This window comes from Pseudomonas sp. 1D4 (assembly GCF_001728925.1).
GTDB lineage: Bacteria > Pseudomonadota > Gammaproteobacteria > Pseudomonadales > Pseudomonadaceae > Metapseudomonas > Metapseudomonas otitidis.
This window is the reverse complement of record NZ_LXJQ01000004.1, coordinates 74,360-99,825: the sequence shown is the minus strand read 5'-3', so window position 1 is coordinate 99,825 and position 25,466 is coordinate 74,360. Positions and strand designations below refer to the sequence as shown.

Sequence of the window (25,466 nt, the reverse complement as noted above, 5' to 3'; positions counted from 1 at the left end):
TGTCCGCCATCCTGTCCCTCCTGCAGAGCCGTCTGTTGCGGCCTGTATTCATCGCCCTCGGAATCGCCCTGCTGGTGCAGGTGGTGGTGGCTGTTGTGCTGACCCGGGGCACGGTCGACGCCTTGGTCACGGATCTTGGCAAGCGCCTGGGTGCTGACACTCAGCGCTTGTCTGGCGAGCTCGCGCAGGCAGGGCAGGAGGTGTCAGGTAGTCTGTCCAGTCTTTCCGCGCAGACCCGTGAGCGCCTGAGTGCTTCCCTGTCGGAGCGATTGAAGGCCGAGCAGGGGCAATTGCGCGAAACCCTCGAGCAGAGCTTGAAGGCGTCCGCCAATGACCTGGCCCAACTGCTGGCGGCTGTCGCGCCTCGCGCCATGTGGGACAGCGATATTCCTACTCTTTCGGAGTTCGCCCGCCGCGCCCAGCGCAACCCCAACGTGCTGTTCGTGGTTTATGACGATGCCCAGGGGCAGCACCTGACCCGTTACCTCAATCGTGAAAACGAAGTCATCAAGGCTCTGTTGGAGAAAGGGCAGGGCGCGCGGGCGCTGGACAAGGTGTTGAATGCTGCGGCCAATGATCCTTCCGTCTACATGGTCGAGGCCTCCATCAGCCCCAACGGGGTGGAGATTGGCAAGGTCCGCCTCGGCGTCTCCACTGCCTCTGTCGAAGCCCAGTTGAAAGCGTTGGACAGTCGCTTCAGCGCCCTCATAGCCAGCAGTGGTGATCTGGTGGCTCAGAGCCTTGCGGGCGCAGCTTCCGGTAGCACTGCCGTTCTCACGGCGCGTTTGAAGTCTGCCCAGGATGCAGCCAGCAGCATGAGCACCGGAACCCAGAGCACCGTGGAGGGGGCGGCCCACGAACTGCGCTGGCGCATCGGCCTGGCGCTCGTGCTGGTCGGTCTCGGTGTGTTGCTGGTGCTGGCAGTGGTGTTGGGTCATCGTGTGGTCAATCGCCTGCGGTTGCTGATTTCCGCCTTGAACGACCTGGCAGCGGGCGAGGGCGACCTGACCCGGCGTGTGCAGATCGACAGCCGTGACGAGGTGGGAGAGATGGCAGGCGCGGTGAATCGCTTCATCGACAAGCTCCAGCCGATCGTCCGTGAAGCGGGCGAGGTGGCGGTGCGCACCGGTTCGGAGATCCGCTCCCTGGCGGAACGCAGCCGGGCGGCTGAGGCTGCCGCTGATCGACAGCGCAACGAAGTCGCCGGCAGCCTGGAGGCTCTGGGCCAGATGGCGGCCGAGGCCCAGGCCGAGAGCCATGCCATGCAGACCGCGCTCCAGCAGGTCGGCGAGATTCGCCAAGCCACCCAAGACAGTGCAGCGATCGCCCGCAAGGTAGGTGGGCTGATCGAGACCCTGGAGGAGCGGGTCCAGAACGGTTCCGAAGTCATCGAGCGCCTGGCGCGGCAAAGCGAGCAGATCGAAGTCGTGCTCTCGGTGATCCATGGTATTGCCGAGCAGACCAACCTGCTCGCGCTCAACGCCGCGATCGAGGCGGCGCGTGCGGGAGAAAGTGGGCGCGGGTTCGCAGTTGTTGCTGATGAGGTGCGCGCGCTGGCCAGCAAGACCCAGCAATCCACCGGTGACATCCAGGCTCATATCGGTGCACTGCAGAAAGGTGCGCAGGAAGCGGTGGCGGCGATATCCCAGGCCCGTGCGCGTGCTGCCGAAGGCATCGACGCCCTGCGGGACAGCGAGCGTCTGCAGCAGAGCGTCCAGCAGGCGGTTGAAGGTGTGCACGAGGCGGTACAGACGGCGGCGCGCGCGGCAGAGCATCAGGCCGAAGGGGCGGGCGCTGTGCGCGGGCGGGTCGATGTCATCCATGCCGAGGCGCGCCTGGCCGCCGAAGCGGTTGCGGCTACAGCCAGCAGCGGACGTGTGCTGGATGGGCTCGCAGCTCAGCTCAAATCCAGCCTGGGGCAGTTCAAGGCGTGATGGAGAAGTGTCAGAAAGCACAAAGCCGAGCATTGCTCGGCTTTGTCTTGAAAAGTGGTGCCCAGGAGAAGACTCGAACTTCCACGGTGTTGCCACCGCTAGGACCTGAACCTAGTGCGTCTACCAATTCCGCCACCTGGGCACATTGCGATGATTGCTCATCGACTTTTGCTGCACTTGATCGACTGTGTCGACAGGGCGTGCTGCTTCCCTATTTTGAAACTCGGCGCGTTGCCGTGTTTCTGAAGAGTGGTGCCCAGGAGAAGACTCGAACTTCCACGGTGTTGCCACCGCTAGGACCTGAACCTAGTGCGTCTACCAATTCCGCCACCTGGGCACTGCGTGCGATGATTGCTCACCGTCTTCACACTACAACGTCAGCAACGTTGTGGGCGCGAACTATACGGTTCGGGTTTTTGCTTGTAAACCCCTGACCCCGAAAAAAATTATTCTCTGGCGAAAGCTGACCGACGATCGGATTTCGCGCTTCAATAGCTACATGACAAGCCGACCTATGAATGAAAAGGTGATTCCCAACTGATGGCCGATTGGCAAAACCTCGATCCCGAGGCCGCACGCGAAGCGGAAAAATACGACAACCCCATTCCCAGCCGTGAACTCATCCTGCAGCGCCTCGACGAACGTGGCGCTCCTGCCAGCCGTGAGCAACTGGTGGAAGAGTTCGGCCTGACCACGGACGACGAGCTGGAAGCCCTGCGGCGCCGGCTGCGTGCCATGGAACGTGATGGCCAGCTTATCTATACGCGCCGTGGTGCCTATGCACCGGTGGACAAGCTCGACCTCATACGCGGCCGCATCAGCGGCCACCGGGACGGCTTCGGCTTCCTGATCCCCGACGACGGCAGCGACGACCTCTTCCTCAGCCCCGCCCAGATGCGCCTCGTGTTCGACGGCGACCGCGCCCTCGCGCGCGTTTCCGGCCACGACCGCCGTGGCCGCCGTGAAGGTGCGCTGGTGGAAGTCATCGAGCGCGCCCACGAGACCCTGGTGGGCCGCTTCTTCGAAGAGAGCGGCATCGGCCGCGTGGTCGCCGACAATCCCAAGATCCAGCAGGAAGTGCTGGTGGCCCCCGACAAGCGGGGCGGTGCACGCCACGGCCAGTTCGTCCAGGTGCGCATCGAGCAATGGCCGAGCGCCTTCCGCCTGGCCCAGGGCGAAGTGGTGGACGTGCTGGGCGATTACATGGCGCCCGGCATGGAGATCGAAGTCGCCCTGCGCAGCTACGACATCCCCCACGAGTGGCCCGAGGCCGTCGAGAAGGAGGCCGCCAAGCTCAAGCCCGAAGTGGCCGAGAAGGACAAGCAGAAGCGCGTCGACCTGCGCGACCTGCCCCTGGTCACCATCGATGGCGAGGACGCCCGCGACTTCGACGATGCGGTCTATGCCGAGGCTCGCAAGGGCGGCGGCTGGCGTCTGTTCGTCGCCATCGCCGACGTTTCCCACTATGTGAAGGTCGGTTCGGCACTGGATGAAGAAGCCGCCAAGCGCGGCAACTCCGTCTACTTCCCCGAGAAGGTCGTGCCGATGCTGCCGGAGGTCCTCTCCAACGGCCTCTGCTCGCTGAATCCCCAGGTCGACCGACTGGCCATGGTCTGCGAGGTCACCCTGTCCCGGGCCGGCAAGATGACCGGCTACGAGTTCTACGAGGCCGTCATCCACTCCCACGCGCGGCTCACCTACACCAAGGTCAGCCAGTTGCTGGAGACGCCCGACTCCCCCGAGGGGCAGCAACTCGCCGAGCAGATGCCGCACCTGGTCCCGCACCTGCAGCAGCTCTACAAGTTGTACAAGGTGCTCCTGGCCGCCCGTCACAAACGCGGCGCCATCGACTTCGAAACCCAGGAAACGCGCATCGTCTTCGGTGCCGACCGCAAGATCGCCGAGATCCGTCCGACCCAGCGCAATGATGCCCACAAGCTCATCGAGGAATGCATGCTCTGCGCGAACGTCGCCACCGCGCGCTTCATGCAGGACCATGACATTCCCTCGCTCTACCGTGTGCACGACGGCCCGCCGGCCGAGCGCCTGGAGAAGCTGCGCCTGTTCCTCGGCGAACTGGGCCTGAGCCTCAACAAAGGCAAGGGCGAACCGACGCCGAGCGACTACCAGGCGCTGCTGGAGACCATCCGTGATCGCCCGGACTACCACCTGATCCAGACGGTGATGTTGCGCTCCCTCAGCCAGGCGGTGTACAGCGCCGACAACCAGGGCCACTTCGGCCTCAACTACGACGCCTACACCCACTTCACTTCGCCGATCCGTCGTTACCCGGACTTGCTGGTGCACCGTGCCATCCGCAGTGTGATCCGCTCCAAGCGCGAGACCGAGCACGTCCGCCGTGCTGGCGCCGCCGCCATGCCCAAGGCGCGTATCTACCCCTACGACGAAGCGGCCCTCGAACGCCTTGGCGAACAGTGCTCCATGACCGAGCGCCGGGCCGATGAAGCCACCCGCGATGTGACCAACTGGCTGAAGTGCGAGTACATGCGCGAGCGGGTGGGCGAGACCTTCCCCGGTGTCGTTTCTGCCGTCACCGGCTTCGGCCTGTTCGTCGAACTCACCGACATCTATGTAGAAGGTTTGGTGCACGTCACCGCACTGCCTGGCGACTACTACCACTTCGACGCGATCCACCACCGCCTCGCCGGTGAGCGCAGTGGCCGCAGTTTCCGCCTGGGGGACCAGGTGGAAGTGGTCATCGCCCGGGTTGACCTTGACGAGCGCAAGATCGATTTCGAGCTCTCCGAGAACGTGCTGACAGCGCCGGTCGGCCGTAAGAAGCGCGGTACCGACAAGGCCGCGCCGGTTGCTGAGCCTCGCACTGCCAAAGGCCCCAAGACCCGTAGTCGCGGGAGTAAGCCCTCTGCCCAGGCGAAGAAGGCCGCGCGAGCACCCCAGCCCGAGCAGATAGCGCCCGGCGTCGCCGTGGCACCCCGTCGTGCCAAGGCCGGCAAGGTCCAGGCGTTGCCACCGGTGGCGCCCGAGATCCTTGCCCAGGCTGAGGAAATGCTCGGCAACACCGACGTCAAACGCAGCCGCGCCCTGAAGCAGGCATTGCTCAGCGAGGCCCGGCAGGGCAGCGAGAAACCGCGCGAAGGCAAGGGCAAGGCCGGCAAGGGTTCGTCCCGCGCCGCGCCCTTCGGCGCCGACGGCCAGGACCCGGCCGGCAAGGCCCGGCCTGCCAAGGCGGGGGGTGACAAGTCGAAGAAGGCCAAGCCCGCCGCCAAGGCGAGCAAGCCAGGCAAGCATCGCAAGGGGCCGCCCAAGCCCAAGGCCGCCGGTAGCGGCAAGAACAAGGTCAAGTCATGAGTGAGTTGGAAAAGGTCTACGGCGTGCACGCCGTGGAAGCGTTGTTGCGTCACCACCCCAAGCGCGTGAAGCAGTTGTGGCTGGCCGAGAGCCGGCAGGACCCGCGCATCCAGGCCCTGCTGGGTTTGGCCGGACAGGCCCGCGTACCGGTCGGTAACAAGGACCGGCGCGAGCTGGACGAGTGGGCAGAGGGGGTCCACCAGGGCGTCGTCGCCGAGGTCAGTCCCAGTCAGGTGTGGGGCGAGAACATGCTCGACGAGCTGCTGGAGCGCAGCGAGGGCTCGCCCTTGCTGCTGGTACTGGACGGCGTCACCGACCCCCACAACCTGGGTGCTTGCCTGCGCACCGCCGACGCCGCCGGCGTGCAGGCGGTCATCGTTCCGAAGGACAAGTCCGCCACCCTCAACGCCACCGTGCGCAAGGTCGCCTGCGGTGCGGCGGAGGTGGTGCCCCTGGTGGCCGTCACCAACCTGGCCCGTACCCTGGAGAAACTGCAGAAGAAGGGCCTGTGGACGGTCGGCACTGCCGGCGAGGCCGAACAGGTCATCTACCAACAGGACCTCACCGGCCCCACCGTGCTGATCATGGGGGCCGAAGGCAAGGGCATGCGCCGCCTGACCCGCGAGCATTGCGACTACCTGGTCAAGCTGCCCATGGGCGGCAGCGTCAGCAGCCTCAACGTCTCCGTCGCCACCGGCATTTGCCTGTTCGAGGCGGTACGCCAGCGCACCGCCGGCAAGCCCTTCGCCGCCAGCGAGCGCTAGCGAGCAGCGACGGGGCGCGCCACTTCGGCCGTCCCGTCGCGCCCTTATCGGCTGTTCAAATATTCACCAGTTTTTCTTGCGTGGTCCTGCGCCCTTCTCTAGAATGGCGCCCCTTGCCGCGACGGCAGGCGTTCGTACGCCCGATGCGCAGCAAGCCAAAACGAAACATTCACTCCTTGCCTGACCACGATGTTGGCAGGCTACAACCCGTAAGGAGCATTTATGCGTCATTACGAAATCATCTTCCTGGTTCACCCGGACCAGAGCGAGCAGGTTGGTGGCATGGTCGAGCGCTACACCAAGCTGATCGAAGAAGACGGCGGCAAGATCCACCGTCTGGAAGATTGGGGCCGTCGTCAACTGGCCTACGCCATCAACAACGTTCACAAGGCTCACTACGTGATGCTGAACGTCGAGTGCAGCGGCAAGGCCCTGGCCGAGCTGGAAGACAACTTCCGCTACAACGACGCCGTCCTGCGCAACCTGGTCATCCGTCGCGATGAAGCCGTTACCGGCCAGTCCGAGATGCTCAAGGCCGAGGAAAACCGCAACGAGCGCCGTGAGCGTCGTGAGCGCGTTGAGACTGAAAGCGCCGCTGAAGGCGATGACAGCGACAACGACAGCGACAACGCTGACGAGTAATCCCCGGACCTTATTGAGGAGCCAAGTTCATGGCACGTTTCTTCCGTCGTCGTAAGTTCTGCCGTTTCACCGCTGAAGGCGTGAAAGAGATCGACTTCAAGGATCTCAACACCCTGAAGGCCTACATCTCCGAAACCGGCAAGATCGTTCCCAGCCGTATCACCGGTACCAAGGCCAAGTACCAGCGTCAGCTGGCCACCGCTATCAAGCGCGCCCGCTACCTGGCCCTGCTGCCCTACACCGACAGCCACGGCCGTTGATCCCGGACTGCCGGCAAGCTGAGAGATAGATCGCATGCGCGCACTGGCCGAATTCACCATGCGGGGCCGCATGCAGGCAACACTGGCTGTAGCCGGTTCCGCCGCTGTTCCACTGTTGTTCTGGCTGAGCGCAGCCGCCGGTGGCCTCGTGCTGCTGCGGCGTGGCTTCAGCGATGCCTTCGGCATCCTGGCCTGGGCGGTTCTACCGGCGTTCTGCTGGTGGTACCTGGGCGAACCGAGCACCCTTCTGGTCCTGCTCGGAACGCTGGTGCTGGCGCAGATTCTGCGCGCCACCACCTCCTGGAACCATGTGCTGCTGGGCAGCCTGGTGATCGGGGTGGTGTTCGCCCTGGTGCTGGGCCATACCCATGGCGAATTGATCAGCGCTCTCTCGACCGAGATTTCCAAGGTCATGGCGCAGTTCAAGAGTGGCAGTCCCGCGTCGGGCGAAGAGGCCGACGCGCTGCAGGCGATGATGTTGCCGCTCCTCACCGGGGTGATGGCGTCCTCCCTGCAGATGACCAGCCTGCTCTGCCTGGTGCTTGCGCGTTACTGGCAGGCGGCGCTGTACAACCCGGGCGGTTTCGGCCGCGAGTTCCGGAGTCTGCGCCTGTCGCCCGTCGTCGCGGCGCTGCTGTTGCTGGGTGCCATGCTGGCACCGCAACTGTCGCCCGAGGCGGCGATGTTCGGCCCGCTGTGCAGCGTGCCGCTGCTGGTCGCCGGTATCGCATTGGGGCATGGCCTGATCGCCCAGAAACAGCTGTCGGGCGGTTGGCTGGTGGTGTTGTACGCCGCCGTGCTGATGCTCGGGAACTTGATCTGTCTGTTGGCTGTGATCGACAGCCTGTTTGATTTTCGCGGCCGCCTCGCGCGCAAGAACGGCGACGGCCCCGCGAACGGTGAAGGTTAAAAGTTAAGAGGTTAATGCCAAATGGAAGTCATCCTGCTGGAAAAAATCGCCAACCTGGGCAACCTGGGCGACAAGGTGAACGTAAAGTCCGGTTACGGCCGTAACTACCTGCTGCCGCAGGGCAAGGCCACCGCTGCTACCGCCGAGAACGTTGCTGCGTTCGAAGCCCGCCGCGCTGAACTGGAAAAACTGGCTGCCGACAAGAAGGCTTCTGCTGAAGCCCGCGCTGCCCAACTGTCCGAGCTGGAAGTGACCATCACTGCCACCGCTGGTGACGAAGGCAAGCTGTTCGGTTCCATCGGTACCCACGACATCGCTGACGCCCTGACCGCCGCTGGCGTTCCGGTTGCCAAGGCCGAAGTCCGCCTGCCGAACGGCACCATCCGCCAGACCGGCGAATACGACGTGGCCGTGCACCTGCACACCGACGTCGAAGCCGCGGTCAAGCTGATCGTCGTAGCCGCCTAAGCGACGCGCCCGGTGGGTCCTCGCTTGAGGGCCGTCCAGGCGGAGCAGGCTTGCACTCCGGTGCGGCCGGCTCAACAATCGGGCACGTCATTGCGCAAGCGGTGACGTGCCCGTTGTCTTTCTACCCCCTTCCATTCCGAGCCCATGAACGAGATCAGCATTCCCGAGCAGTTCGACCTGGAAACCTCAGCCCTCAAGGTGCCGCCGCACTCCATCGAGGCCGAGCAGGCGGTTCTGGGTGGCCTCATGCTGGACAACAACGCCTGGGAGCGGGTGCTGGACCAGGTGTCCGATGGCGACTTCTACCGCCACGACCACCGACTGATCTTCCGCTCCATCTTCAAGCTCGCCGAGCGCAACATGCCCTTCGACGTCGTCACCCTGTCCGAGCAACTGGACAAGGAAGGGCAGCTCTCCCAGGTCGGCGGCCTGGCCTACCTCGGCGAACTGGCCAAGAACACCCCCTCGGTGGCCAACATCAAGGCCTATGCGCAGATCATCCGCGAGCGCGCCACCCTGCGGCAGCTGATCGGCATCAGCAACGAGATCGCCGACAGCGCCTACGCCCCCCAGGGTCGTACCGGCGAAGAGATCCTCGACGAGGCCGAGCGCAAGATCTTCGAGATCGCCGAAGCCCGTCCCAAGACCGGCGGCCCGGTGGGTATCAACGACATCCTGGTCAAGGCCATCGACCGCATCGACGAGCTGTTCAACAACGGCGACGCCATCACCGGCCTGACCACCGGCTTCGACGACCTCGACCAGCAGACCAGCGGCCTGCAGCCGGCGGACCTGATCATCGTCGCCGGCCGTCCCTCCATGGGTAAGACCACCTTCGCCATGAACCTGGTGGAGAACGCCCTGATGCGCAGCGACAAGGCGATCCTGGTGTACTCCCTGGAGATGCCCTCGGAATCCATCGTGATCCGTATGCTCGCCTCCCTCGGCCGCATCGACCAGACCAAGGTCCGTGCCGGCCGCCTGGACGACGACGACTGGCCGCGCCTCACCTCCGCCGTGAACCTGCTCAACGACCGCAAGCTGTTCATCGACGACACCGCCGGCATCTCCCCCTCGGAAATGCGCGCCCGCACCCGCCGTCTGGCCCGCGAGCACGGCGAGATCGGCCTGATCATGGTCGACTACCTGCAGCTCATGCAGATTCCCGGTTCAAGCGGCGACAGCCGGGTGAACGAGATCTCCGAGATCTCCCGCTCGCTCAAGGCCCTGGCCAAGGAATTCAACTGCCCGGTGATCGCCCTGTCCCAGCTCAACCGCTCCCTGGAACAGCGCCCCAACAAACGCCCGGTCAACTCCGACCTCCGCGAATCCGGGGCCATCGAGCAGGACGCCGACATCATCATGTTCGTGTACCGCGACGAGGTGTATCACCCCGAGACCGAGTACAAGGGTGTCGCCGAGATCATCATCGGCAAGCAGCGTAACGGCCCCATCGGCACCGTCCGCCTGGCCTTCCTCGGCAAGTACTCGCGCTTCGAGAACCTCGCCCCCGGCAGCTACAACTTCGAAGACGAGTAGACCGGCTCGCAACATCCGTCGTGGATCAATGAACACGGGCGCCCTGCAGGTATCATGGGCGCCCGTTTTCGTTCATGAGCCACCCCCATGCGCCCGCTGATCGCCGCCGTCGACCTCTCCGCCATCCGCCACAACCTTGCCGTCGCCCAGCGCTGTGCGCCTGGCCGCCAGGTGTTCGCAGTGGTCAAAGCCAACGCCTACGGCCACGGCGTGCGCGAAGTGGTGAGCGTGTTGCGCGGCGTCGCCGACGGTTTCGCCGTCGCCTGCCTGGAGGAAGCCGCCGAAGTCCGCGCCCTGGACGACCGCGCCCGCATCCTGCTGCTGGAAGGCTGCTTCGAAGCCCGCGAAGTGATGATCGCCGCCCAGCTCGGCCTCGACCTGGTGATCCAGAGCGAGCGCCAGGCCCGCGCCCTGCTGGCGTCGGACATCGGCCGCCCGCTGAATGTCTGGCTCAAGCTCGACAGCGGCATGCACCGCCTGGGCTTCGACGCTGACGGCCTGCGCACCTGGCACGCCCGCCTGCAGGGTGACGCGCGCATCGCCGAGCTCAACCTCATCAGCCACTTCGCCTGTGCCGACGAGCGCGGCCACAGCCTCACCGAAGTGCAACTGGAGCGCTTCCTCGACGTCCTCGACCTGGATTTCCACCAGCGCAGCCTGGCCAACTCGGCCGCCGTACTCAGCGTCCCGGCCGCCCACATGGACTGGGTCCGCCCCGGCATCATGCTCTACGGCGCCAGCGCCATCAGCGACCTCAGCGCCCGCGAACTGGGGCTCAAACCGGCCATGAGCCTGACCGCCGAACTCATCGCCGTGCGCGACGTGGCTGCCGGCGAGAGCGTCGGCTACGGCGCCACCTGGGTCGCCCAGCGCCCCACGCGGATCGGCACCGTCAGTTGCGGATACGCCGACGGCTACCCGCGCCACGCCCCCAGCGGCACTCCCGTGGTGATCCATGGCCAGCGCGTCCCGCTGGTTGGGCGGGTGTCGATGGACATGCTCGCGGTGGACCTCACCGACCTGCCGGAGGCCCGCGAAGGGGATGCCGTGGAACTCTGGGGCGCGCAACTGCCGGTGGATGAAGTGGCCGCCGCCTGCGGCACCATCGGCTACGAGCTGCTGACCAAAGTCACCGCCCGCGTTCCCCGTCGCTACCTGAGCTGAGCGGGAGAGGCTCAGGTCAGCCCGGTCGACACCTTCAGCACGTCCAGGCGCAGGCAGGCCTCGCCGGAAAGCTCACCGTTGTCGCCGAAGATCGCGAAGCCCGAACGCCCCCGGGCCTTCACCCGGTAGAGCGCCTGGTCTGCCGTCTTGTACAGGCCGGCGAACTGCCGGGCGTGGTTCGGGTAGAGCGCCACGCCGATGCTGATGGTCACCGTCAGCTCGTGTTGGCCGTAGCACACCGGCCTGGACAGCTCCGCCAGCAGACGCTCGGCGATCTCCCGCGCGTGGGGCTCGGCGTCCGGCCCGCAGATCAGCACCGCAAACTCGTCCCCGCCCAGACGCGCCACACTGTCGCCACCCCGCACGTGCTCGCGCAGGCGCTGGCCGATGGCCCGCAGCATCGCATCGCCGGCGTCGTGGCCATGGCGGTCGTTGATCGGCTTGAAGTGGTCCAGGTCGATCAGCATCAGTGCCACCGTCTCCTCGCGGCGCCCGGCATTGGCCAGGGCCTGCTCGGCGCGGTCGATCAGATGGCGGCGGTTGGGCAGGTCCGTGAGGCTGTCGTGGAAGGCCGCATGTTCCAGCTCGCACTCCCGCTCGCTGAGGCGCTGGTTGGCCGCCGCCAGTTCCGCCGTGCGCCGGGTCACCGCCGCCTGCAGCTCATCCGAACTGGCCTGCATCTGCGCCAGCCGCGCGGTCTTCTCGCGGTCGGCCAGCTCCAGCGCAGCCGCCTTCTCCTGCTTGAGCATCTGGATGCGGTAGGCCAGGGCGAAGGAGAACAGGATGGACTCGGCCGCCACCGCGATGGGAAACATGTAGGCCGTGAAATTGGTGGGCTGCACGATCCCCGCCGCACGCATCACCAGCACGGCGGTGCTGATCAGCACCGTGCCGTAGCCCACCAGGTAGAAGCGTGCCGGGAAGAAGCCCTGGTACCAGCGCACGCCGGCGCTGACCAGCGCGGTGGGCACCGTGACGATGGGCGTCAGGGCGATCAGCAGTGCGCCCTCGGCGCGGTAGCCGAGGGCGTTGATCAGGATGGCGATGGCATAGAGCACGCAGCCGGTGTTGAGCGCCCGATCCGCCCACATCAGCCCGCGCCGGGTGTAGAGCAGCTCCTGGGTGAAGCGCATGACGAAGATGCCCCACAGCGAGGGCAGGGTGATGCGGTCCAGCCAGAACGGCACCGGCCAGTCCCCCCAGAAGTACTGGAAGCCGTGGCCGGTCATGCTGAGGATGAACACCAGCGCGCAGCCGGTGGCCAGCACGTACCAGAAGTAGGCCTTGTCTCGCAGCGCAACGAGGATGAACAGGTTGTAGAGGAACAGCGCCAGGATCACCCCGTAGATGATGCCGAAGCCCAGGTTCTCGGTGGCGCGCAGGTCCTGCAGGTCCTGCAACTGCCAGACCTTGAGCGGGAAGGAGTTGCCGGCCGGATCGTAGCTGCGGAAGTAGAAGGTCAGCCCTCGCTCATCGACGGGCGGCAGGCGGAACACCATGCGCCGGTAGTCGTGGTCGCGGCCCTCGGCGAAGGGCACGCTCTCGCTGGTGACGCGCTCCCGCCAGCCGCCCTGGCCATCCGGCAGGAACAGGCTCACCCGGTACACGGTGATGCCCGAGTTCTCCAGCCACCATTGCGCCGGAGCCCCCGGCGCGCGGGCCAGTTGCACCTTCACCCACCACTGGCTGCGACTCTGCCCCACTGAAGCACGCCCCTCGGCCGGCACGAAGCGCGCCTGCACCGCCGGGTCGGCCATGTCGGCGATGGTCAGTTGGCCGCTGGGATCTTCGAGGAGTTCGATGGAGCCGTTGAGGGTAAGGCCGCTGCTATCGGGTTGCAGCGTGAAGGGTGCTGCGCCGGCGTGCGTGCACAGGCCAAGAACACCCAGCAGAACCAGGGGGATGAGTCGAGACAACACCGCACGCTCCTGTGTGCCCGTTACCGGTGGAAGCGGGCGATCTTGTTATCGGCGGGAGTATAGCCATTGGACATCAACGCTTCATGACAGCAGCACGAAACGTGCCGTCATCTGTCCGAAGCACCCTCAAAAAACCCAGCGTGGGAGTCGGGCTTGTACATTTTTTGTGCTATATTCCGCGCCCCCGTGAAAGCCAGCTGATCAAAAAACATGCAAGCCGCCAAGCCGCTGTTCGACTACCCCAAGTACTGGGCCGAGTGCTTCGGGCCCGCCCCCTTCCTGCCCATGAGCCGGGAAGAGATGGATCAGCTGGGCTGGGATTCCTGCGACATCATCATCGTCACCGGCGATGCCTACGTCGATCATCCTTCGTTCGGCATGGCCATCATCGGCCGCCTGCTGGAGGCCCAGGGCTTCCGCGTGGGCATCATCGCCCAGCCCGACTGGCGCTCGAAGGACGACTTCATGAAGCTCGGCGAGCCGAACCTGTTCTTCGGGGTCGCCGCCGGCAACATGGACTCGATGATCAACCGCTACACCGCCGACCGTAAGATCCGTTCCGACGACGCCTACACCCCCGGCGGCGTCGCCGGCAAGCGCCCCGACCGCGCCAGCCTGGTCTACAGCCAGCGCTGCAAGGAAGCCTACACCCACGTCCCGGTGGTGCTCGGTGGCATCGAAGCCTCCCTGCGCCGCATCGCCCACTACGACTACTGGCAGGACAAGGTGCGCCGCTCCATCCTCATGGACGCCACCGCCGACATCCTCCTCTACGGCAACGCCGAGCGCGCCGTGGTCGAGATCGCCCAGCGCCTGTCCCGTGGCGAGGCCATCGAACGCATCACCGACGTGCGCGGCACCGCCTTCGTCCGCCGCGACACCCCCGAAGGCTGGTACGAAGTGGACTCCACCCGCATCGACCGCCCAGGCCGCGTCGACAAGATCATCAACCCCTACGTCAACACCCAGGACACCGAAGCCTGTGCCATCGAGCAGGCCAAGGGGGAAGTCGAGGACCCGAACGAAGCCAAGGTCGTGCAGATCCTCGACAGCCCGCGCATGACCCGCGACAAGACGGTGATCCGCCTGCCGTCCTTCGAGAAGGTGCGCAACGACCCGGTGCTCTACGCCCACGCCAACCGCGTGCTGCACCTGGAGACCAACCCGGGCAACGCCCGTGCACTGGTGCAGAAGCATGGCGAGGTGGACGTGTGGTTCAACCCGCCACCCATCCCCATGACCACCGAGGAAATGGACTACGTGTTCGGCATGCCCTACGCGCGCGTGCCGCACCCGGCCTATGGCAAGGAGAAGATCCCCGCCTACGAGATGATCCGTTTCTCGGTGAACATCATGCGTGGCTGCTTCGGTGGCTGCACCTTCTGCTCCATCACCGAGCACGAAGGCCGCATCATCCAGAACCGCTCCCACGACTCGATCATCCGCGAGATCGAGGAAATGCGTGACAAGGTGCCGGGCTTCACCGGCGTGGTCTCCGACCTCGGCGGCCCGACCGCCAACATGTACCGCATCGCCTGCAAGGACCCGGAGATCGAGCGTCACTGCCGCAAGCCGTCCTGCGTCTTCCCCGGCATCTGCGAAAACCTCAACACCGACCACAGCTCGCTGATCGAGCTGTACCGCAAGGCGCGCGCACTGCCCGGCGTGAAGAAGATCCTCATCGCCTCCGGCCTGCGCTACGACCTGGCCGTGGAGTCCCCCGAGTACGTCAAGGAGCTGGTGACCCACCACGTCGGCGGCTACCTCAAGATCGCCCCGGAGCACACCGAGCGCGGCCCGCTGGACAAGATGATGAAGCCCGGCATCGGCAGCTACGACCGCTTCAAGCAGATGTTCGAGAAGTACTCGAAGGAAGCGGGCAAGGAGCAGTACCTCATCCCGTACTTCATCGCCGCCCACCCCGGCACCACCGACGAAGACATGATGAACCTCGCCCTGTGGCTCAAGCGCAACGGCTTCCGCGCCGACCAGGTGCAGGCCTTCTACCCCTCGCCCATGGCCACCGCCACGGCCATGTACCACTCGGGCAAGAACCCCCTGCGCAAGGTCACCTACAAGAGCGATGGCGTCACCATCGTCAAGAGCGAGGAACAGCGCCGCCTGCACAAGGCCTTCCTGCGCTACCACGACCCGAAGAACTGGCCGCTGCTGCGCGAGGCCCTGCAGCGCATGGGCCGCGCCGACCTGATCGGCAACGCCAAGCACCAGTTGATCCCCACCTTCCAGCCCCAGGCCGACGAGTACCACAGCGCCCGCCGCAAGAACTCCACCACGGCCGGCACACGCAAGGCCGGCAGCACCGGCAAGGTGCTCACCCAGCACACCGGCCTGCCGCCCCGTGGCAGCGATGGCAGCAAGCCCTGGGACAAGCGCGAGCAGGCCAAGGCGGCAGCCCAGGCGCGCAAGCGCGCCGAGGAGAAGGCCGCCGGGCCCGGCAAGGGCGGTGGCAAGAAGCCCGCAAAGCGCCCCGTCGCGCCGCGCTGACTGAACGGTGATGTCCGCAGATAGAGCCAAGCTGGTTTTCGAGTTCTGCGGACGTCGCGCGTTTCGCCCCGCCGGACGAGTTTCTTTTTTCAGTCGTCGGAATGCCGCCCACAAAAAAGAAACCAAAAAGGCTCGCCCCTGCATACGGGTCCCGCTGCGCGGGACTTCCCTCGCTCCATCGTCGTTCCAGGGGCCCGGCGGGGTGCCGCCCACTCGACGGGCCATCCCTGGCCCGGCAGCGCTTTCGCGACATCCATGTCGCTCAACCCCTTGACTCGCTTCGCTCGCCCTTCGGGCCAGCCTTCGGCTGTTACTTCGCTTCGCTGCGTTTCACGACGATTCCGCTCGGCCTCCTGAAGGGGCACGTTCCTTGCCCCGCCATTTACGCGAAAGCATGAACCCAGCGTGCGCTTCGGATTCATTTCAATGGTGGGAGCGTGCGTTGGCTGGGTTGGCCGTCAGAGCGCTGGTGCGTGTGGCGAAATGGGCGATATCAGCAGAGCCGGTGTACAGGCCTGACGCTCTACTGCCCTCTCATGCTCTAAACCGCCATCTCCCACAACGGCATCACCGTCACCCGCACCTCCGGGTCATGGCTGCCGCCCCCGAGGATCACCCCCCGCAGCGGCGAGACGTCCGAGAAGTCCCGGCCCCAGCCCAGGGTGATGTGCTCCAGGGCCGGCAGCATGTTGTTGGTCGGGTCGAAGTCCACCCAGCCGTACCGGGGGCAGTACACCGACACCCAGGCGTGGGAGGCGTCGGCGCCGATCAGCCGGGGCTGCCCCGGTGGTGGCTGGGTCAGCAGGTAGCCGCTGACGTAGCGTGCGGCCAGGCCCCGCGAGCGCAGGCAGGCCAGCATCAGGTGGGCGAAGTCCTGGCACACGCCACGGCGGCGTTCCAGCACTTCCACCAGAGGCGTCGCCACCTGGGTCGCGTCGGCGTCGAAGTCGAACTCGCGGAAGATCTTCTCCATCAGCGCTGCCACGCCCCGCAGCAGCGGTCGGCCGAGGGGGAAGCAGTCCTCGGCGTAGTCGGCGAACTGGCGCTTCAGGCGCACGTAGGGTGACTCGCTGCGGAAGCGGCAGGCCTCCAGCGTGTCCGCCGGCAGCGGCCGCCCGGTGTAGGCCAGGCCGGCCAGCACCTGTTCCCAGACCGGCGAAGCGTCGAGGTCGCAGGGGCCACGGGGCAGCACCTCCACCAGCAGCCGCGCGTTGACCTGCAGTTCGTCGTGGGGGCGTTCGAAGGCCAGCCGGGTCAACGGGTTGCCGAACACGTCCAGCCCGTCGCTGCGGGTCGAGGGCGCGGGGTGGATCTCCAGGGACTGGCCATGGCAGCGCTGCCAGGGGCATTCCCGGGGCCACAGGTGCACCTGCTGCTGCGACAGCGACACCGGCGAGGCATAGCGGTAGAGGGTGTCGTGGAACACCTGGTAGCGCGCGCCCTGGGGCGCGAGGGAGAGGGCAGGGGCGTGCATCAGGCGGACACCGTTTGCTGGCTGACGTCATCGACATGGGCAAAATAGCGCAGCCCGAGGCGGTCGGAGAGCTGGCCGGCGAGGGTGGCGATCTCCTGCAGCAGGCCGGCCAGCCCCTCCAGCACCTCGTCGACGCTGTCGGCACCGAACAGCGGGTTCTCCAGGCTGCCCAGGTCGAAGGCCAGCAGGCGCCCGATCAGCCCGCTGAGCACCAGCTCCTGGGGCGCCCCGAAGGTCTCGTGCACACGTGCCAGGGAGCGTTCCAGCGCCTGCAACTGGAAGCGCAGGGCGTGGGGGTTCTGTTCGTGCAGCAGCAGCAGGTCCAGCACCGGGATCAGTTGCGGCGAGGCCAGGTAGCGCGAGCGGTAGGTGATGGTGCTGTTGCCCAGCTCCAGCAGCCAGTCCAGGGTGCCGGCCTCCCAGGCCGCGCCGCCGTGCAGAACGCCGGCGATGGCCTCGGCGAAGAACTGCACCCGCTCGATGCGCCGGCCGATCATCAGGAAGCGCCAGCCGTCGTCGCGGGTCATGTCGTCCAGGGCGAAGCCCGACAGCGCCGCCATCGACATCAGCAGCCGCCCGAGGAAGTCCAGGGCATCGCCCAGGTCCACCTGGCGCGGGTCGAGGGCATTCACCTCGCGTTGCAGCTCCAGCAGCGCGTGCCAGTTCTCCCGTGACAGGCGCCCGCGCACCTGGGCGGCCGACCCGTGCAGCCGGCGCAGGTTGGCGCGCAGGCTGAAGGGCCAGTCCTCGCTCAGCAGGGCGTCCAGCAGGCGCCGCTCCAGGGGCGCGTCGCCGGCCGGCAACTGCCCCAGCTGGCCGGCCAAGTGCAACGCGCTGTGCAGCGCCTGCTCGTCGCCGTCGGCGTCCACGTAGCGGGTCAGCACCACCCGCAGCAAGCGCGCCGAGTCGTCGCAGCGCTCGGCGTAGCGGCCGAACCAGAACAGGTTCTCCACCAGCCGCGAAGGCAGGTACGGGTCCTGGCGCACCAGGTCGCGCACCCCCAGCTCGCGCGGGCGCAGTGGCTCCCCGGTCACCGGGCGGTCGGCCAGCACCCAGGTGTCCTTGCTGGCACCGCCGCGCTGCATGGACACCACCTCGGCATCCGCCTCCGAGGCCACCCGCGTCAGCCCGCCGGGCATCACCCAGTAGCCGCCGTCGGCCGTGGCCACCGCGAACACCCGCATGCCGATGGCACGGGCCTGCAGGGTGCCGCCGTGGTCCGGCTGCCACACCGGGGCCAGTGACAGCTTTGCCTGGTGCTGCGCCACGTAGGCGTGGGGACGGGCCCGAAGGCGCTGGTGCAGGGCCTCACGCTCGGGGGCCGAGAGGGTGTGGCCGAAGACCGGCTCGAAACTCTGGGAAGGGAAGGCCGGCTTGATCACCAGCCCCTCCAGCCCGGTGAGGATGTCCCCCAGCGCGCCCGGTTCGCCGCACCAGCGGGTGCCCACGGTGGGCAGCAGCAGCTCCTCGTCAAACAGGCGGCGGTTCACCCCCGGCAGGAAGCCCAGCAGCCCCGGCGATTCCAGCACGCCGCTGCCCAGGGCATTGGCCACCAGCACCCGGCCCTGGCGCACCGCCTCCAGCAGGCCGGGCACACCCAGGGCCGAGTCGGTGCGCAGCTCCAGCGGGTCGCAGAAGTCGTCGTCCAGGCGGCGCAGCACGGCGTGCACGCGCTTCAGGCCGCCCAGGGTCTTCAGGTAGAGGGTGGCGTCGCGCACCGTCAGGTCGCTGCCTTCCACCAGGGGAAAGCCCAGTTGCCGGGCCAGGTACAGGTGCTCGAAGTAGGTCTCGTTGAAGCGTCCGGGGGTCAGCAGCACCACCAGCGGCGTCTCGCCATCGCCGGGGGCCTGGCGCAGCAAGGTGTCCTGCAGGGCGCGGAAGTAGCCGGCCAGGTACTGCACCCGCAGGTCGCGGTACAGCTCCGGCAGGGCACGGGAGACGATCTGTCGGTTCTCCAGCGCATAGCCCGCGCCGGAAGGGGCCTGGGTGCGGTCGGCCAGCACGTGCCACTGGCCGTCGGCATCGCGCGCCAGGTCCACCGCGTAGCTGTGCAGGAAGCGCCCGCCCGCCGGGCGGATGCCCTGGCAGGGCCAGAGGAAGCTGGTGTGGCCGAACACCAGCTCGCTGGGCAGCAGGCCCTCGCCGAGCAGGCGCTGGTCGCCGTAGAGGTCGGCCAGCACCGCGTCCAGCAGGCGTGCGCGCTGGGCCACGCCGGCGGCGATGGGCGCCCATTCCGCCGCGCTGAGCAGGTTCGGCAGCAGGTCCAGCTCCCAGGGGCGGTCGGTGCCCTTGGGGTCGGCGTAGACGTTGTAGGTGACGCCGTTCTCCTGGATCTGCCGTACCAGCAGTTCCTGGCGCTGGCGCAACTGGGCCGCGCCGCTGCGCGCCAGTTGCTGGTGCAGGCGCTGCCAGTGGGGGCGCACACGGCCCTCCGCCTCCAGCAGCTCGTGGTAGGCGGTGGGGCTGTAGGGGTAGTGGGCGAGCAGCTCAGGCATCGGGGACTCGGTTCAGGGTGGCCCGGATCAGCGGCGGCGCAGGTCCAGGGTCATGGGCAGTTCGTCGCTCCTCGCCGGGGCGCTGACCTCCAGCGTGCCGGGGCTGTGCCCGTGGCGGAAGAACCGCGCCAGGCGCCGGCTTTCCGCCTCGTAGGCGTTGACCGGTACGCGCTCGTAGTTGCGCCCGCCCGGGTGGGCCACATGGTACTGGCAGCCGCCCAGGGAGCGCTGCATCCAGGTGTCCACCAGGTCGAACACCAAGGGTGCGTGCACGCCGATGGTGGGCTGCAGGCACGCGGCCGGCTGCCAGGCGCGGTAGCGCACGGCGCCGATGTACTCGCCGACCCGGCCGGTGTTCTGCAGCGGCACCGGTTCACCGTTGCAGGTCAGCACATAGCGGTCCGGGGCCAGGCCGCCGAGGCGCACCTGCACCCGCTCCAGGGAGGAGTCGACGTAGCGCACGGTGCTGCCGATGGCGCCTTCCTCGCCGAGCACGTGCCAGGGCTCCAGGGCCTGGCGCAGCTCCAGCTCGATGCCCTTCACGGCGAAGTCGCCGTACCGCGGGAAGCGGAACTCGAAGTGCGGGTCGAACCAGTCGCTGCGCACCGGGTAGCCGGCCTCGTTCAGCTCCTGCACCACGTCCTCGAAGTCCTGGCGCACGACGTGCGGCAGCATGAAGCGGTCATGCAGGTCGGTGCCCCAGCGGGCCAGCTTCGGCGGCGCGTAGGGCGCCTCCCAGAAGCGCGCCACCAGCCCGCGCAGCAGCAGCTGCTGGGCCAGGCTCATGCGCGCGTGGGGCGGCATCTCGAAGGCGCGCAGCTCCAGCAGGCCCAGGCGGCCGCTGGCGCTGTCGGGGGAATAGAGCTTGTCGATGCAGAACTCGGCGCGGTGGGTGTTGCCGGTCACGTCCACCAGCAGGTTGCGCAGCAGCCGGTCCACCAACCAGGGCGGGCAGTCGCTGCCGGGCGCGGGCATCTGCGAGAAGGCCACTTCCAGCTCGTAGAGCGCATCGTTGCGCGCCTCGTCCACCCGGGGCGCCTGGGAGGTGGGGCCGATGAACAGGCCGGAGAACAGGTACGACAGCGACGGGTGGTTGTGCCAGTAGCTCACCAGGCTGCGCAGCAGGTCCGGGCGGCGCAGGAAGGGCGAGTCCGTCGGGGTGGCGCCGCCGAGGACGAAATGGTTGCCGCCGCCGGTGCCGACGTGGCGGCCGTCGACCATGAACTTCTCGCTGGCCAGCCGCGTCTGCCGGGCCGCTTCGTAGAGGAACTCGGTGCGCTCCTCCAGCTCGTCCCAACTGCTGGACGGGTGGATGTTCACCTCGATCACCCCCGGGTCCGGGGTGACGCGGAAGCACTCCAGGCGCGGGTCGCGCGGCGGCTCGTAGCCCTCCAGCAGCACCGGGCAGGCCAGGGCCCCAGCGGTGGCCTCGATGGCCGCCACCAGTTCCAGGTAGGCCTCCAGCTCGCCCAGCGGCGGCATGAACAGGTACAGCCGGCCCTCGCGGGGCTCGGCGCAGAGTGCGGTGCGGGTGATGCCGCCGGCGGACCGGTGCGGGCCGGGCGGCTGCTGCGCCGGCGTAGCCGTCGGGGGGCGGGGCTGGGTGCGCAGTTCGGCGGCTCGGCGCAGCGGCGGGAAGGCCTGGCTGGGGTCGGCGGCCTGTACATAGGGGTAGTCCGCCTCGCTGACCCAGGGCTGCGAGTCCAGCGGCAGGCGATAGCCCAGCGGCGAGTCGCCGGGGATCAGCCGGCAGTGTTCGTCCCGCAGGAACCAGGGGCCGGTCTGCCAGGCGTCGCCGGCCGGGCTGCGCGCCAGCGGCAGCACCTGCCCGACCACGCTGCCCAGGCCGCGCTCGAACACCCGGCGCAGGCGTTCACGCTCCAGCGGGTCGGCCAGGCGCGGGTCGTCCGGGGTGACGTTGATCGGCAGGCGGCGCTCGCGCCACAGGTAGTAGAGGGCGTCTTCATAGGCCGGGAACAGCGCCGAGTCCGGCAGGCCCAGCTGCTGCGCCACGCCGGCCAGGAAGCGCGCCGCCAGCTCGGCGTCGGCACCGTAGTCGCGGCGCTCGTCGGCCAGCAGGGCGCGGTCCTGCCAGACCGGCTCGCCGTCCTTGCGCCAGAAGCAGTTCAGCGACCAGCGCGGCAATTGCTCGCCGGGGTACCACTTGCCCTGGCCGAAATGCACCAGGCCCTGGGGTGCGTAGTGGTCGCGCAGGCGGTGGAACAGCTCGGCGGCCAGGCGGCGCTTGTTGGGACCGAGGGCGGCGGTGTTCCACTCCGGATCGTCGGGGTAGTCGATGGCGACGAAGGTCGGCTCGCCGCCCATGGTCAGGCGCACGTCGCGGGCCAGCAGGTCGCGGTCGATGCGCCGGCCGAGGTCCTGGATGGCCTGCCATTGCGCGTCGCTGTAGGGGCGGGTGACCCGCGGCGCTTCCCAGACCCGCTCCACGCGCATGCTGTGGCCGAACTCGCACTCGCATTCCTCCAGCATCCCGCTGATGGGCGCGGCGGAGGAGGGCTCGGGGCTGCAGGCGAGCGGGATGTGGCCCTCACCGGCGAACAGTCCGGACGTGGGGTCCAGGCCGATCCAGCCGGCGCCGGGCAGGTACACCTCGCACCAGGCGTGCAGGTCGGTGAAGTCCACCTCGGTGCCACTGGGGCCGTCGAGGGCCTTCTGGTCGGCGGTGAGCTGGATCAGGTAGCCGGAGACGAAGCGCGCCGCCAGGCCCAGGTGGCGCAGCAGTTGCACCAGCAGCCAGGCCGAGTCGCGGCAGGAGCCGGAGCCCTTCTCCAGGCTCTCCTCCGGGCTCTGCACCCCCGGCTCCAGGCGGATCAGGTAGCGGATGTCGTTGGCCAGGCGCTGGTTCAGCTCCACCAGGAAATCCACCGTGCCCCGGGGCGTGCGGTCCACGCCGGCCAGGTAGTCGGCGAACAGCGGCGTGGCCGGCAGGCGGATCAGGTAGGGCGCCAGTTCGCGGGCCTCGTCGGCGGTGTAGTCGAAGGGCGCCTGCTCGGCGTAGGGCTCGAGGAAGAAGTCGAAGGGGTTGAACACCGCCATCTCGGCCACCAGGTCCACCTCGACCTTGAGTTCGCCGGTCTTCTCCGGGAACACCAGGCGCGCCAGGTAGTTGCCCTGGGGGTCCTGCTGCCAGTTGATGAAGTGCTGCTCGGGCAGCACCTTCAGGCTGTAGCCGAGAATACGGGTGCGGCTGTGGGGCGCCGGGCGCAGACGGATCACCTGCGGGCCGAGGGCGATGGCCCGGTCGTAGCGGTAGTGGGTGACGTGATGCAGAGCGACGTGGATCGACACGGCGTGCCTCCTGCGAGCCTGGGCGATGAGCCTGCTGCGCAAGTCTCATGCCAGCGGCCAGGGTCCTGTTTTGGGGGAGTCGACAGCGCTTGCGGCACCGCATTGGGGCCGCAACCGCACCGTTTCGAGCGGCCTGCACGAAAATGGTTCGTGCCGCCCTCGGGTCGGTTCCGCGGGTGAGCTTAGACAGGGGCGATACGCCTGGCAGGCTCCGTCATGGTTTTTATTGAGTTGGCCCTGTGGCGCTGAAAAGACGTGTAGCCAGGTTTTCAGGAGGCTGCCGCCCGGCGGTTCAGCCGGGCAGGCGCAGCTGCAGGATGGGGAAGGGGCGGCCGGAGCCGTCCAGTTCGGAGCGCTGCTCCAGCTCGAAGCCCAGGTGGTAGTAGAAGCCCACGGCCTGCGGGTTCTGCTCGTTCACATCCACCGCGCGGGCGCCGTCCACGTCGATGGCGTGTTGCATCAGGCGGCGCCCCAGGCCTTGGCCGTGGCAGGCCGGGTCGACGAAGAGCATCTCCACCTTGCCCTCTGCGGTGCCGACGAAGCCGTGCAACTGGCCGACCGCGTCCCGTGCGGCGGTGAGCCGTACGCAGTCCAGGTAGGTGTCGCGCACCAGGGGACGGAAGAAGTCGATGTCGTCCTCGCCGAGGAAGTGATGGGTGGCGCGCACGGCGGCTTCCCAGACGGCTGCCAGGCGCTGGCGGTCGGCGTCGGTGAGGGGGAAGAGGGTTACCAGGTCCATTGGGTTACCAGTGTCCTTTGCGTCGGTTCCAGCGGTAGAGCAGGCGGGCGAAGGCCCTGTAGCCTAGCTGCGCCAGATAGTGGATCAGGGGCAGCGATATCAGCCGGGCCTTCCAGCGCTCTTTCGGCGAGTGGCGCCAGAGCACGATGAAGGCGTCCACGCCCATGCGCTTCACGCCCTGTTCATCCACCACATGCAGGCGCTCGCGCACGTATTCCAGCGATTCGCCGATCTCCGCGACGGCGTCGTTGTCCTGGTGGATGTCGGCCCATTGCACCTGGCAGGCGGTGGTCTTGTCCTTCTGCCCTTCGATGCCCGCCCGGCACACCGGGCAGGCGCTGTTGTAGTAGACCTTGATGCGGTCCTGGTCATCGGCCATGGGGCACTCCCTGCGCGGGCCGGATCGGCCCGGACGCCAGGGTGCTGCAGCGCCCTCGGGCTGTCCAGCGGTCAGTGCGGTTTGCGGTCCACCCACTTGGGCGCGACGGTGGGCTGCCAGGCTTCCAGGCGGCCGAGCAACTGGTCGGGGGTGCCGCCGACCTGCAGCATGCCGCGGTGCTGGTCGCGCACGAAGCGCTCTTCCACCAGGTGGTCGAGGAACTCGGTGAGCTTGCCGTAGAAGCTGTTCACCTCCAGCAGGCCCAGGGGTTTGCTGTGGTAGCCGAGCTGGCCCCAGGTCCACACCTCGAACAGTTCCTCCAGGGTGCCCAGACCGCCCGGCAGGGCGATGAAGGCGTCGGCCAGTTCGGCCATGCGGGCCTTGCGTGCGTGCATGCCGTCCACCACTTCCAGGCGGCTGAGGCCCTTGTGGCCGATCTCGGCCTCTTCCAGGCTGCGCGGGATGATGCCGATCACCTCGCCGCCAGCGGCCAGGGCCGCATCGGCCACGGTGCCCATCAGGCCCACGGCGCCGCCGCCGTACACCAGGGTGATGCCGCGCTCGGCGAGGGTGCGGCCCAGGTCGCTGGCCGCGCGTTGGTAGATGGGTTTGGCGCCGGGGCTGGCGCCGCAGAATACGCAGACGGAGCGCAAGGTCATGATCGGTTCCTGGCGAAAAAAGCGCGCAAGATTACCGACTTCGCACCCGTCCCGGAAGCGGCGCATGGGCGCAGCTTCCGAACGGTAGGGACGCGCCGGGCTCAGTCGGCGCAGGTGCCGCTGGCGCCGGCGGCGTAGGCGGCGAGCAGGCTCTGCAGGACGTTCATGGCAAGGCTCCGTGGGGGTGACGTGCACAGCCTAGGGGTGCCCGCCGTGCCTTGCACGACAAGGCTTTGCATGGCCCTGATAGGCACTTGCCAATCGTGCGGCCCGTTGCCGCAGGTTATGGGAACTGGCCTCCGAGTCAGGCAGTCTTCCATGTCGGGCGCTTTGCCCGAACCTGCCAAGGAGAAACCCATGATTCGCAAGCTCGTCGTTGCATCCGTGCTGGCCCTGGCCAGTGCTCCGCTGCTCGCTGCCGAATGTGCCGTGGATGTCGAGGCCACCGACCAGATGACCTTCAACACCAAGGAAATCAAGGTCAGCAAGAGCTGCAAGAGCTTCACCGTGAACCTCAAGCATGTGGGCAAGCTGCCCAAGGCCGTGATGGGTCACAACTGGGTGCTGACCAAGACCGCCGACGCTCAGTCGGTTGCCACCGAAAGCATGGCCGCCGGTGTCGACAAGGACTACGTGAAGGCCGACGACGCCCGCATCATCGCTCACACCAAGCTGATCGGTGGCGGCGAGAGCACCAGCGTCTCCTTCGACGTGTCCAAGCTGGCTGCGGGTGAAAGCTACGAGTTCTTCTGCTCGTTCCCCGGCCACGTGGCGATGATGAAGGGCAACCTGGCCCTGGTCGACTGATCACTCAGGCAAGGCAAGAAGGCCGCTCATCGAAGCGGCCTTTTTCATTGGGGTGTATGGATTCTGGACAGTTATCGAGTTCGCGGACGTCTCTGGTTTCGCCCCGCCGGGCGAGTTTCTTTTTTCAGTCGTCGGAATGCCGCCCACAAAAAAGAAACCAAAAAGGCTC

Annotated in this window: 19 protein-coding genes, 2 tRNA genes and 1 pseudogene; 12 read left to right on the top strand and 10 right to left on the bottom strand. The window is 67.3% G+C overall.

Going from position 1 to position 25,466, the window contains the following annotated elements; translation table 11 throughout:
* Nucleotides 1-371: 371 nt before the first annotated feature.
* Nucleotides 372-1,076, top strand: a pseudogene (locus A7D27_RS29020) (HAMP domain-containing protein); the annotation flags it as partial.
* Nucleotides 1,050-1,934, top strand: coding sequence for a methyl-accepting chemotaxis protein (locus tag A7D27_RS29015; RefSeq protein ID WP_371850556.1), 885 nt, complete (start codon nt 1,050-1,052; stop codon nt 1,932-1,934). The pseudogene A7D27_RS29020 and the gene A7D27_RS29015, both read left to right, overlap by 27 nt.
* Before the next feature lie 55 nt (nt 1,935-1,989).
* On the opposite strand, the gene A7D27_RS03430 is transcribed toward A7D27_RS29015, so the two are convergent.
* Both A7D27_RS03430 and A7D27_RS03425 read right to left on the bottom strand, forming a co-directional pair.
* Nucleotides 1,990-2,076 (bottom strand) — tRNA-Leu (locus A7D27_RS03430).
* 108 nt (nt 2,077-2,184) lie between these two features.
* Nucleotides 2,185-2,271: transfer RNA gene (locus A7D27_RS03425), tRNA-Leu, on the bottom strand.
* Between the two features lie 203 nt (nt 2,272-2,474).
* Between A7D27_RS03425 and rnr the strand changes: the two genes are divergently transcribed.
* The 8 genes from rnr to alr all read left to right on the top strand — a co-directional run bounded on the left by rnr (nt 2,475) and on the right by alr (nt 11,011).
* The gene (gene rnr, locus A7D27_RS03420; protein ID WP_069564083.1) at nt 2,475-5,264 is read left to right on the top strand and encodes a ribonuclease R; all 2,790 of its coding nucleotides are present in this window, start codon (nt 2,475-2,477) and stop codon (nt 5,262-5,264) included.
* Nucleotides 5,261-6,028, top strand: coding sequence for a 23S rRNA (guanosine(2251)-2'-O)-methyltransferase RlmB (rlmB, locus tag A7D27_RS03415; protein ID WP_069564082.1), 768 nt, complete (start codon nt 5,261-5,263; stop codon nt 6,026-6,028). The genes rnr and rlmB overlap by 4 nt, the downstream gene beginning before the upstream one ends.
* A 222-nt stretch (nt 6,029-6,250) precedes the next feature.
* Nucleotides 6,251-6,670, top strand: coding sequence for a 30S ribosomal protein S6 (gene rpsF, locus A7D27_RS03410; protein ID WP_044401190.1), 420 nt, complete (start codon nt 6,251-6,253; stop codon nt 6,668-6,670).
* Between the two features lie 29 nt (nt 6,671-6,699).
* Nucleotides 6,700-6,930: a 30S ribosomal protein S18 gene (gene rpsR / locus A7D27_RS03405; RefSeq protein ID WP_003452992.1), complete on the top strand. Its 231-nt coding sequence runs from the start codon at nt 6,700-6,702 to the stop codon at nt 6,928-6,930.
* A 34-nt stretch (nt 6,931-6,964) separates the two neighbouring features.
* Entirely contained in the window at nt 6,965-7,840 is an 876-nt protein-coding gene (locus A7D27_RS03400) for a hypothetical protein (RefSeq protein WP_069564081.1), read from the top strand.
* Between the two features lie 21 nt (nt 7,841-7,861).
* A complete protein-coding gene (rplI, locus tag A7D27_RS03395) occupies nt 7,862-8,308 on the top strand; it encodes a 50S ribosomal protein L9 (protein ID WP_044401193.1) in 447 nt (148 codons plus the stop codon).
* A gap of 144 nt (nt 8,309-8,452) precedes the next feature.
* On the top strand, nt 8,453-9,847 hold the full coding sequence (gene dnaB, locus A7D27_RS03390; protein WP_069560595.1) for a replicative DNA helicase: 1,395 nt from the start codon (nt 8,453-8,455) through the stop codon (nt 9,845-9,847).
* Between the two features lie 87 nt (nt 9,848-9,934).
* Nucleotides 9,935-11,011, top strand: coding sequence for an alanine racemase (alr, locus tag A7D27_RS03385; RefSeq protein ID WP_069560594.1), 1,077 nt, complete (start codon nt 9,935-9,937; stop codon nt 11,009-11,011).
* An 11-nt stretch (nt 11,012-11,022) separates the two neighbouring features.
* Here the strand turns inward: alr and A7D27_RS03380 are convergent, their stop codons facing one another.
* Nucleotides 11,023-12,930: a diguanylate cyclase gene (locus A7D27_RS03380; RefSeq protein WP_069564080.1), complete on the bottom strand. Its 1,908-nt coding sequence runs from the start codon at nt 12,928-12,930 to the stop codon at nt 11,023-11,025.
* A gap of 210 nt (nt 12,931-13,140) precedes the next feature.
* On the opposite strand from A7D27_RS03380, the gene A7D27_RS03375 reads away from it, so the two are divergent.
* Nucleotides 13,141-15,435, top strand: coding sequence for a YgiQ family radical SAM protein (locus A7D27_RS03375; RefSeq protein ID WP_044401200.1), 2,295 nt, complete (start codon nt 13,141-13,143; stop codon nt 15,433-15,435).
* Between the two features lie 541 nt (nt 15,436-15,976).
* Here the strand turns inward: A7D27_RS03375 and A7D27_RS03370 are convergent.
* The 7 genes from A7D27_RS03370 to A7D27_RS28255 form a co-directional block, all read right to left on the bottom strand.
* On the bottom strand, nt 15,977-16,909 hold the full coding sequence (locus A7D27_RS03370) for a transglutaminase family protein (RefSeq protein WP_069564079.1): 933 nt from the start codon (nt 16,907-16,909) through the stop codon (nt 15,977-15,979).
* A complete protein-coding gene (locus A7D27_RS03365; protein ID WP_069564078.1) occupies nt 16,909-19,404 on the bottom strand; it encodes a circularly permuted type 2 ATP-grasp protein in 2,496 nt (831 codons plus the stop codon). Before A7D27_RS03365 ends, A7D27_RS03370 begins: the two co-directional genes overlap by 1 nt.
* A gap of 27 nt (nt 19,405-19,431) precedes the next feature.
* Nucleotides 19,432-22,713 carry a DUF2126 domain-containing protein gene (locus A7D27_RS03360; RefSeq protein ID WP_069564077.1) on the bottom strand — a complete coding sequence of 1,094 codons (3,282 nt, stop codon included), beginning with the start codon at nt 22,711-22,713 and terminating at the stop codon, nt 19,432-19,434.
* Nucleotides 22,714-23,005: 292 nt separating this feature from the next.
* A complete protein-coding gene (locus A7D27_RS03355; protein WP_069564076.1) occupies nt 23,006-23,452 on the bottom strand; it encodes a GNAT family N-acetyltransferase in 447 nt (148 codons plus the stop codon).
* A 4-nt stretch (nt 23,453-23,456) separates the two neighbouring features.
* Nucleotides 23,457-23,831 carry a DUF393 domain-containing protein gene (locus A7D27_RS03350; RefSeq protein ID WP_069560588.1) on the bottom strand — a complete coding sequence of 125 codons (375 nt, stop codon included), beginning with the start codon at nt 23,829-23,831 and terminating at the stop codon, nt 23,457-23,459.
* Nucleotides 23,832-23,902: 71 nt separating this feature from the next.
* Nucleotides 23,903-24,490 (bottom strand): TIGR00730 family Rossman fold protein, encoded by a 588-nt coding sequence (locus A7D27_RS03345; RefSeq protein WP_069560587.1) that lies wholly within the window; start codon nt 24,488-24,490, stop codon nt 23,903-23,905.
* Nucleotides 24,491-24,591: 101 nt separating this feature from the next.
* Nucleotides 24,592-24,729: a hypothetical protein gene (locus A7D27_RS28255; RefSeq protein ID WP_165667485.1), complete on the bottom strand. Its 138-nt coding sequence runs from the start codon at nt 24,727-24,729 to the stop codon at nt 24,592-24,594.
* 118 nt (nt 24,730-24,847) lie between these two features.
* Here A7D27_RS28255 and azu point away from each other — a divergent pair, with 118 nt between their 5' ends.
* Entirely contained in the window at nt 24,848-25,297 is a 450-nt protein-coding gene (gene azu, locus A7D27_RS03335) for an azurin (protein WP_069560585.1), read from the top strand.
* Nucleotides 25,298-25,466: the final 169 nt, after the last annotated feature.

Coding starts and splice junctions, on each gene's coding strand:
- A7D27_RS29015 (WP_371850556.1), top strand. CDS start 1,050: ATGGCAGGCGCGGTGAATCGCTTCATCGACAAGCTCCAGCCGATCGTC.
- rnr (WP_069564083.1), top strand. CDS start 2,475: ATGGCCGATTGGCAAAACCTCGATCCCGAGGCCGCACGCGAAGCGGAA.
- rlmB (WP_069564082.1), top strand. CDS start 5,261: ATGAGTGAGTTGGAAAAGGTCTACGGCGTGCACGCCGTGGAAGCGTTG.
- rpsF (WP_044401190.1), top strand. CDS start 6,251: ATGCGTCATTACGAAATCATCTTCCTGGTTCACCCGGACCAGAGCGAG.
- rpsR (WP_003452992.1), top strand. CDS start 6,700: ATGGCACGTTTCTTCCGTCGTCGTAAGTTCTGCCGTTTCACCGCTGAA.
- A7D27_RS03400 (WP_069564081.1), top strand. CDS start 6,965: ATGCGCGCACTGGCCGAATTCACCATGCGGGGCCGCATGCAGGCAACA.
- rplI (WP_044401193.1), top strand. CDS start 7,862: ATGGAAGTCATCCTGCTGGAAAAAATCGCCAACCTGGGCAACCTGGGC.
- dnaB (WP_069560595.1), top strand. CDS start 8,453: ATGAACGAGATCAGCATTCCCGAGCAGTTCGACCTGGAAACCTCAGCC.
- alr (WP_069560594.1), top strand. CDS start 9,935: ATGCGCCCGCTGATCGCCGCCGTCGACCTCTCCGCCATCCGCCACAAC.
- A7D27_RS03375 (WP_044401200.1), top strand. CDS start 13,141: ATGCAAGCCGCCAAGCCGCTGTTCGACTACCCCAAGTACTGGGCCGAG.
- A7D27_RS03370 (WP_069564079.1), bottom strand. CDS start 16,909: ATGCACGCCCCTGCCCTCTCCCTCGCGCCCCAGGGCGCGCGCTACCAG.
- A7D27_RS03365 (WP_069564078.1), bottom strand. CDS start 19,404: ATGCCTGAGCTGCTCGCCCACTACCCCTACAGCCCCACCGCCTACCAC.
- A7D27_RS03355 (WP_069564076.1), bottom strand. CDS start 23,452: ATGGACCTGGTAACCCTCTTCCCCCTCACCGACGCCGACCGCCAGCGC.
- A7D27_RS03350 (WP_069560588.1), bottom strand. CDS start 23,831: ATGGCCGATGACCAGGACCGCATCAAGGTCTACTACAACAGCGCCTGC.
- A7D27_RS03345 (WP_069560587.1), bottom strand. CDS start 24,490: ATGACCTTGCGCTCCGTCTGCGTATTCTGCGGCGCCAGCCCCGGCGCC.
- A7D27_RS28255 (WP_165667485.1), bottom strand. CDS start 24,729: ATGCAAAGCCTTGTCGTGCAAGGCACGGCGGGCACCCCTAGGCTGTGC.
- azu (WP_069560585.1), top strand. CDS start 24,848: ATGATTCGCAAGCTCGTCGTTGCATCCGTGCTGGCCCTGGCCAGTGCT.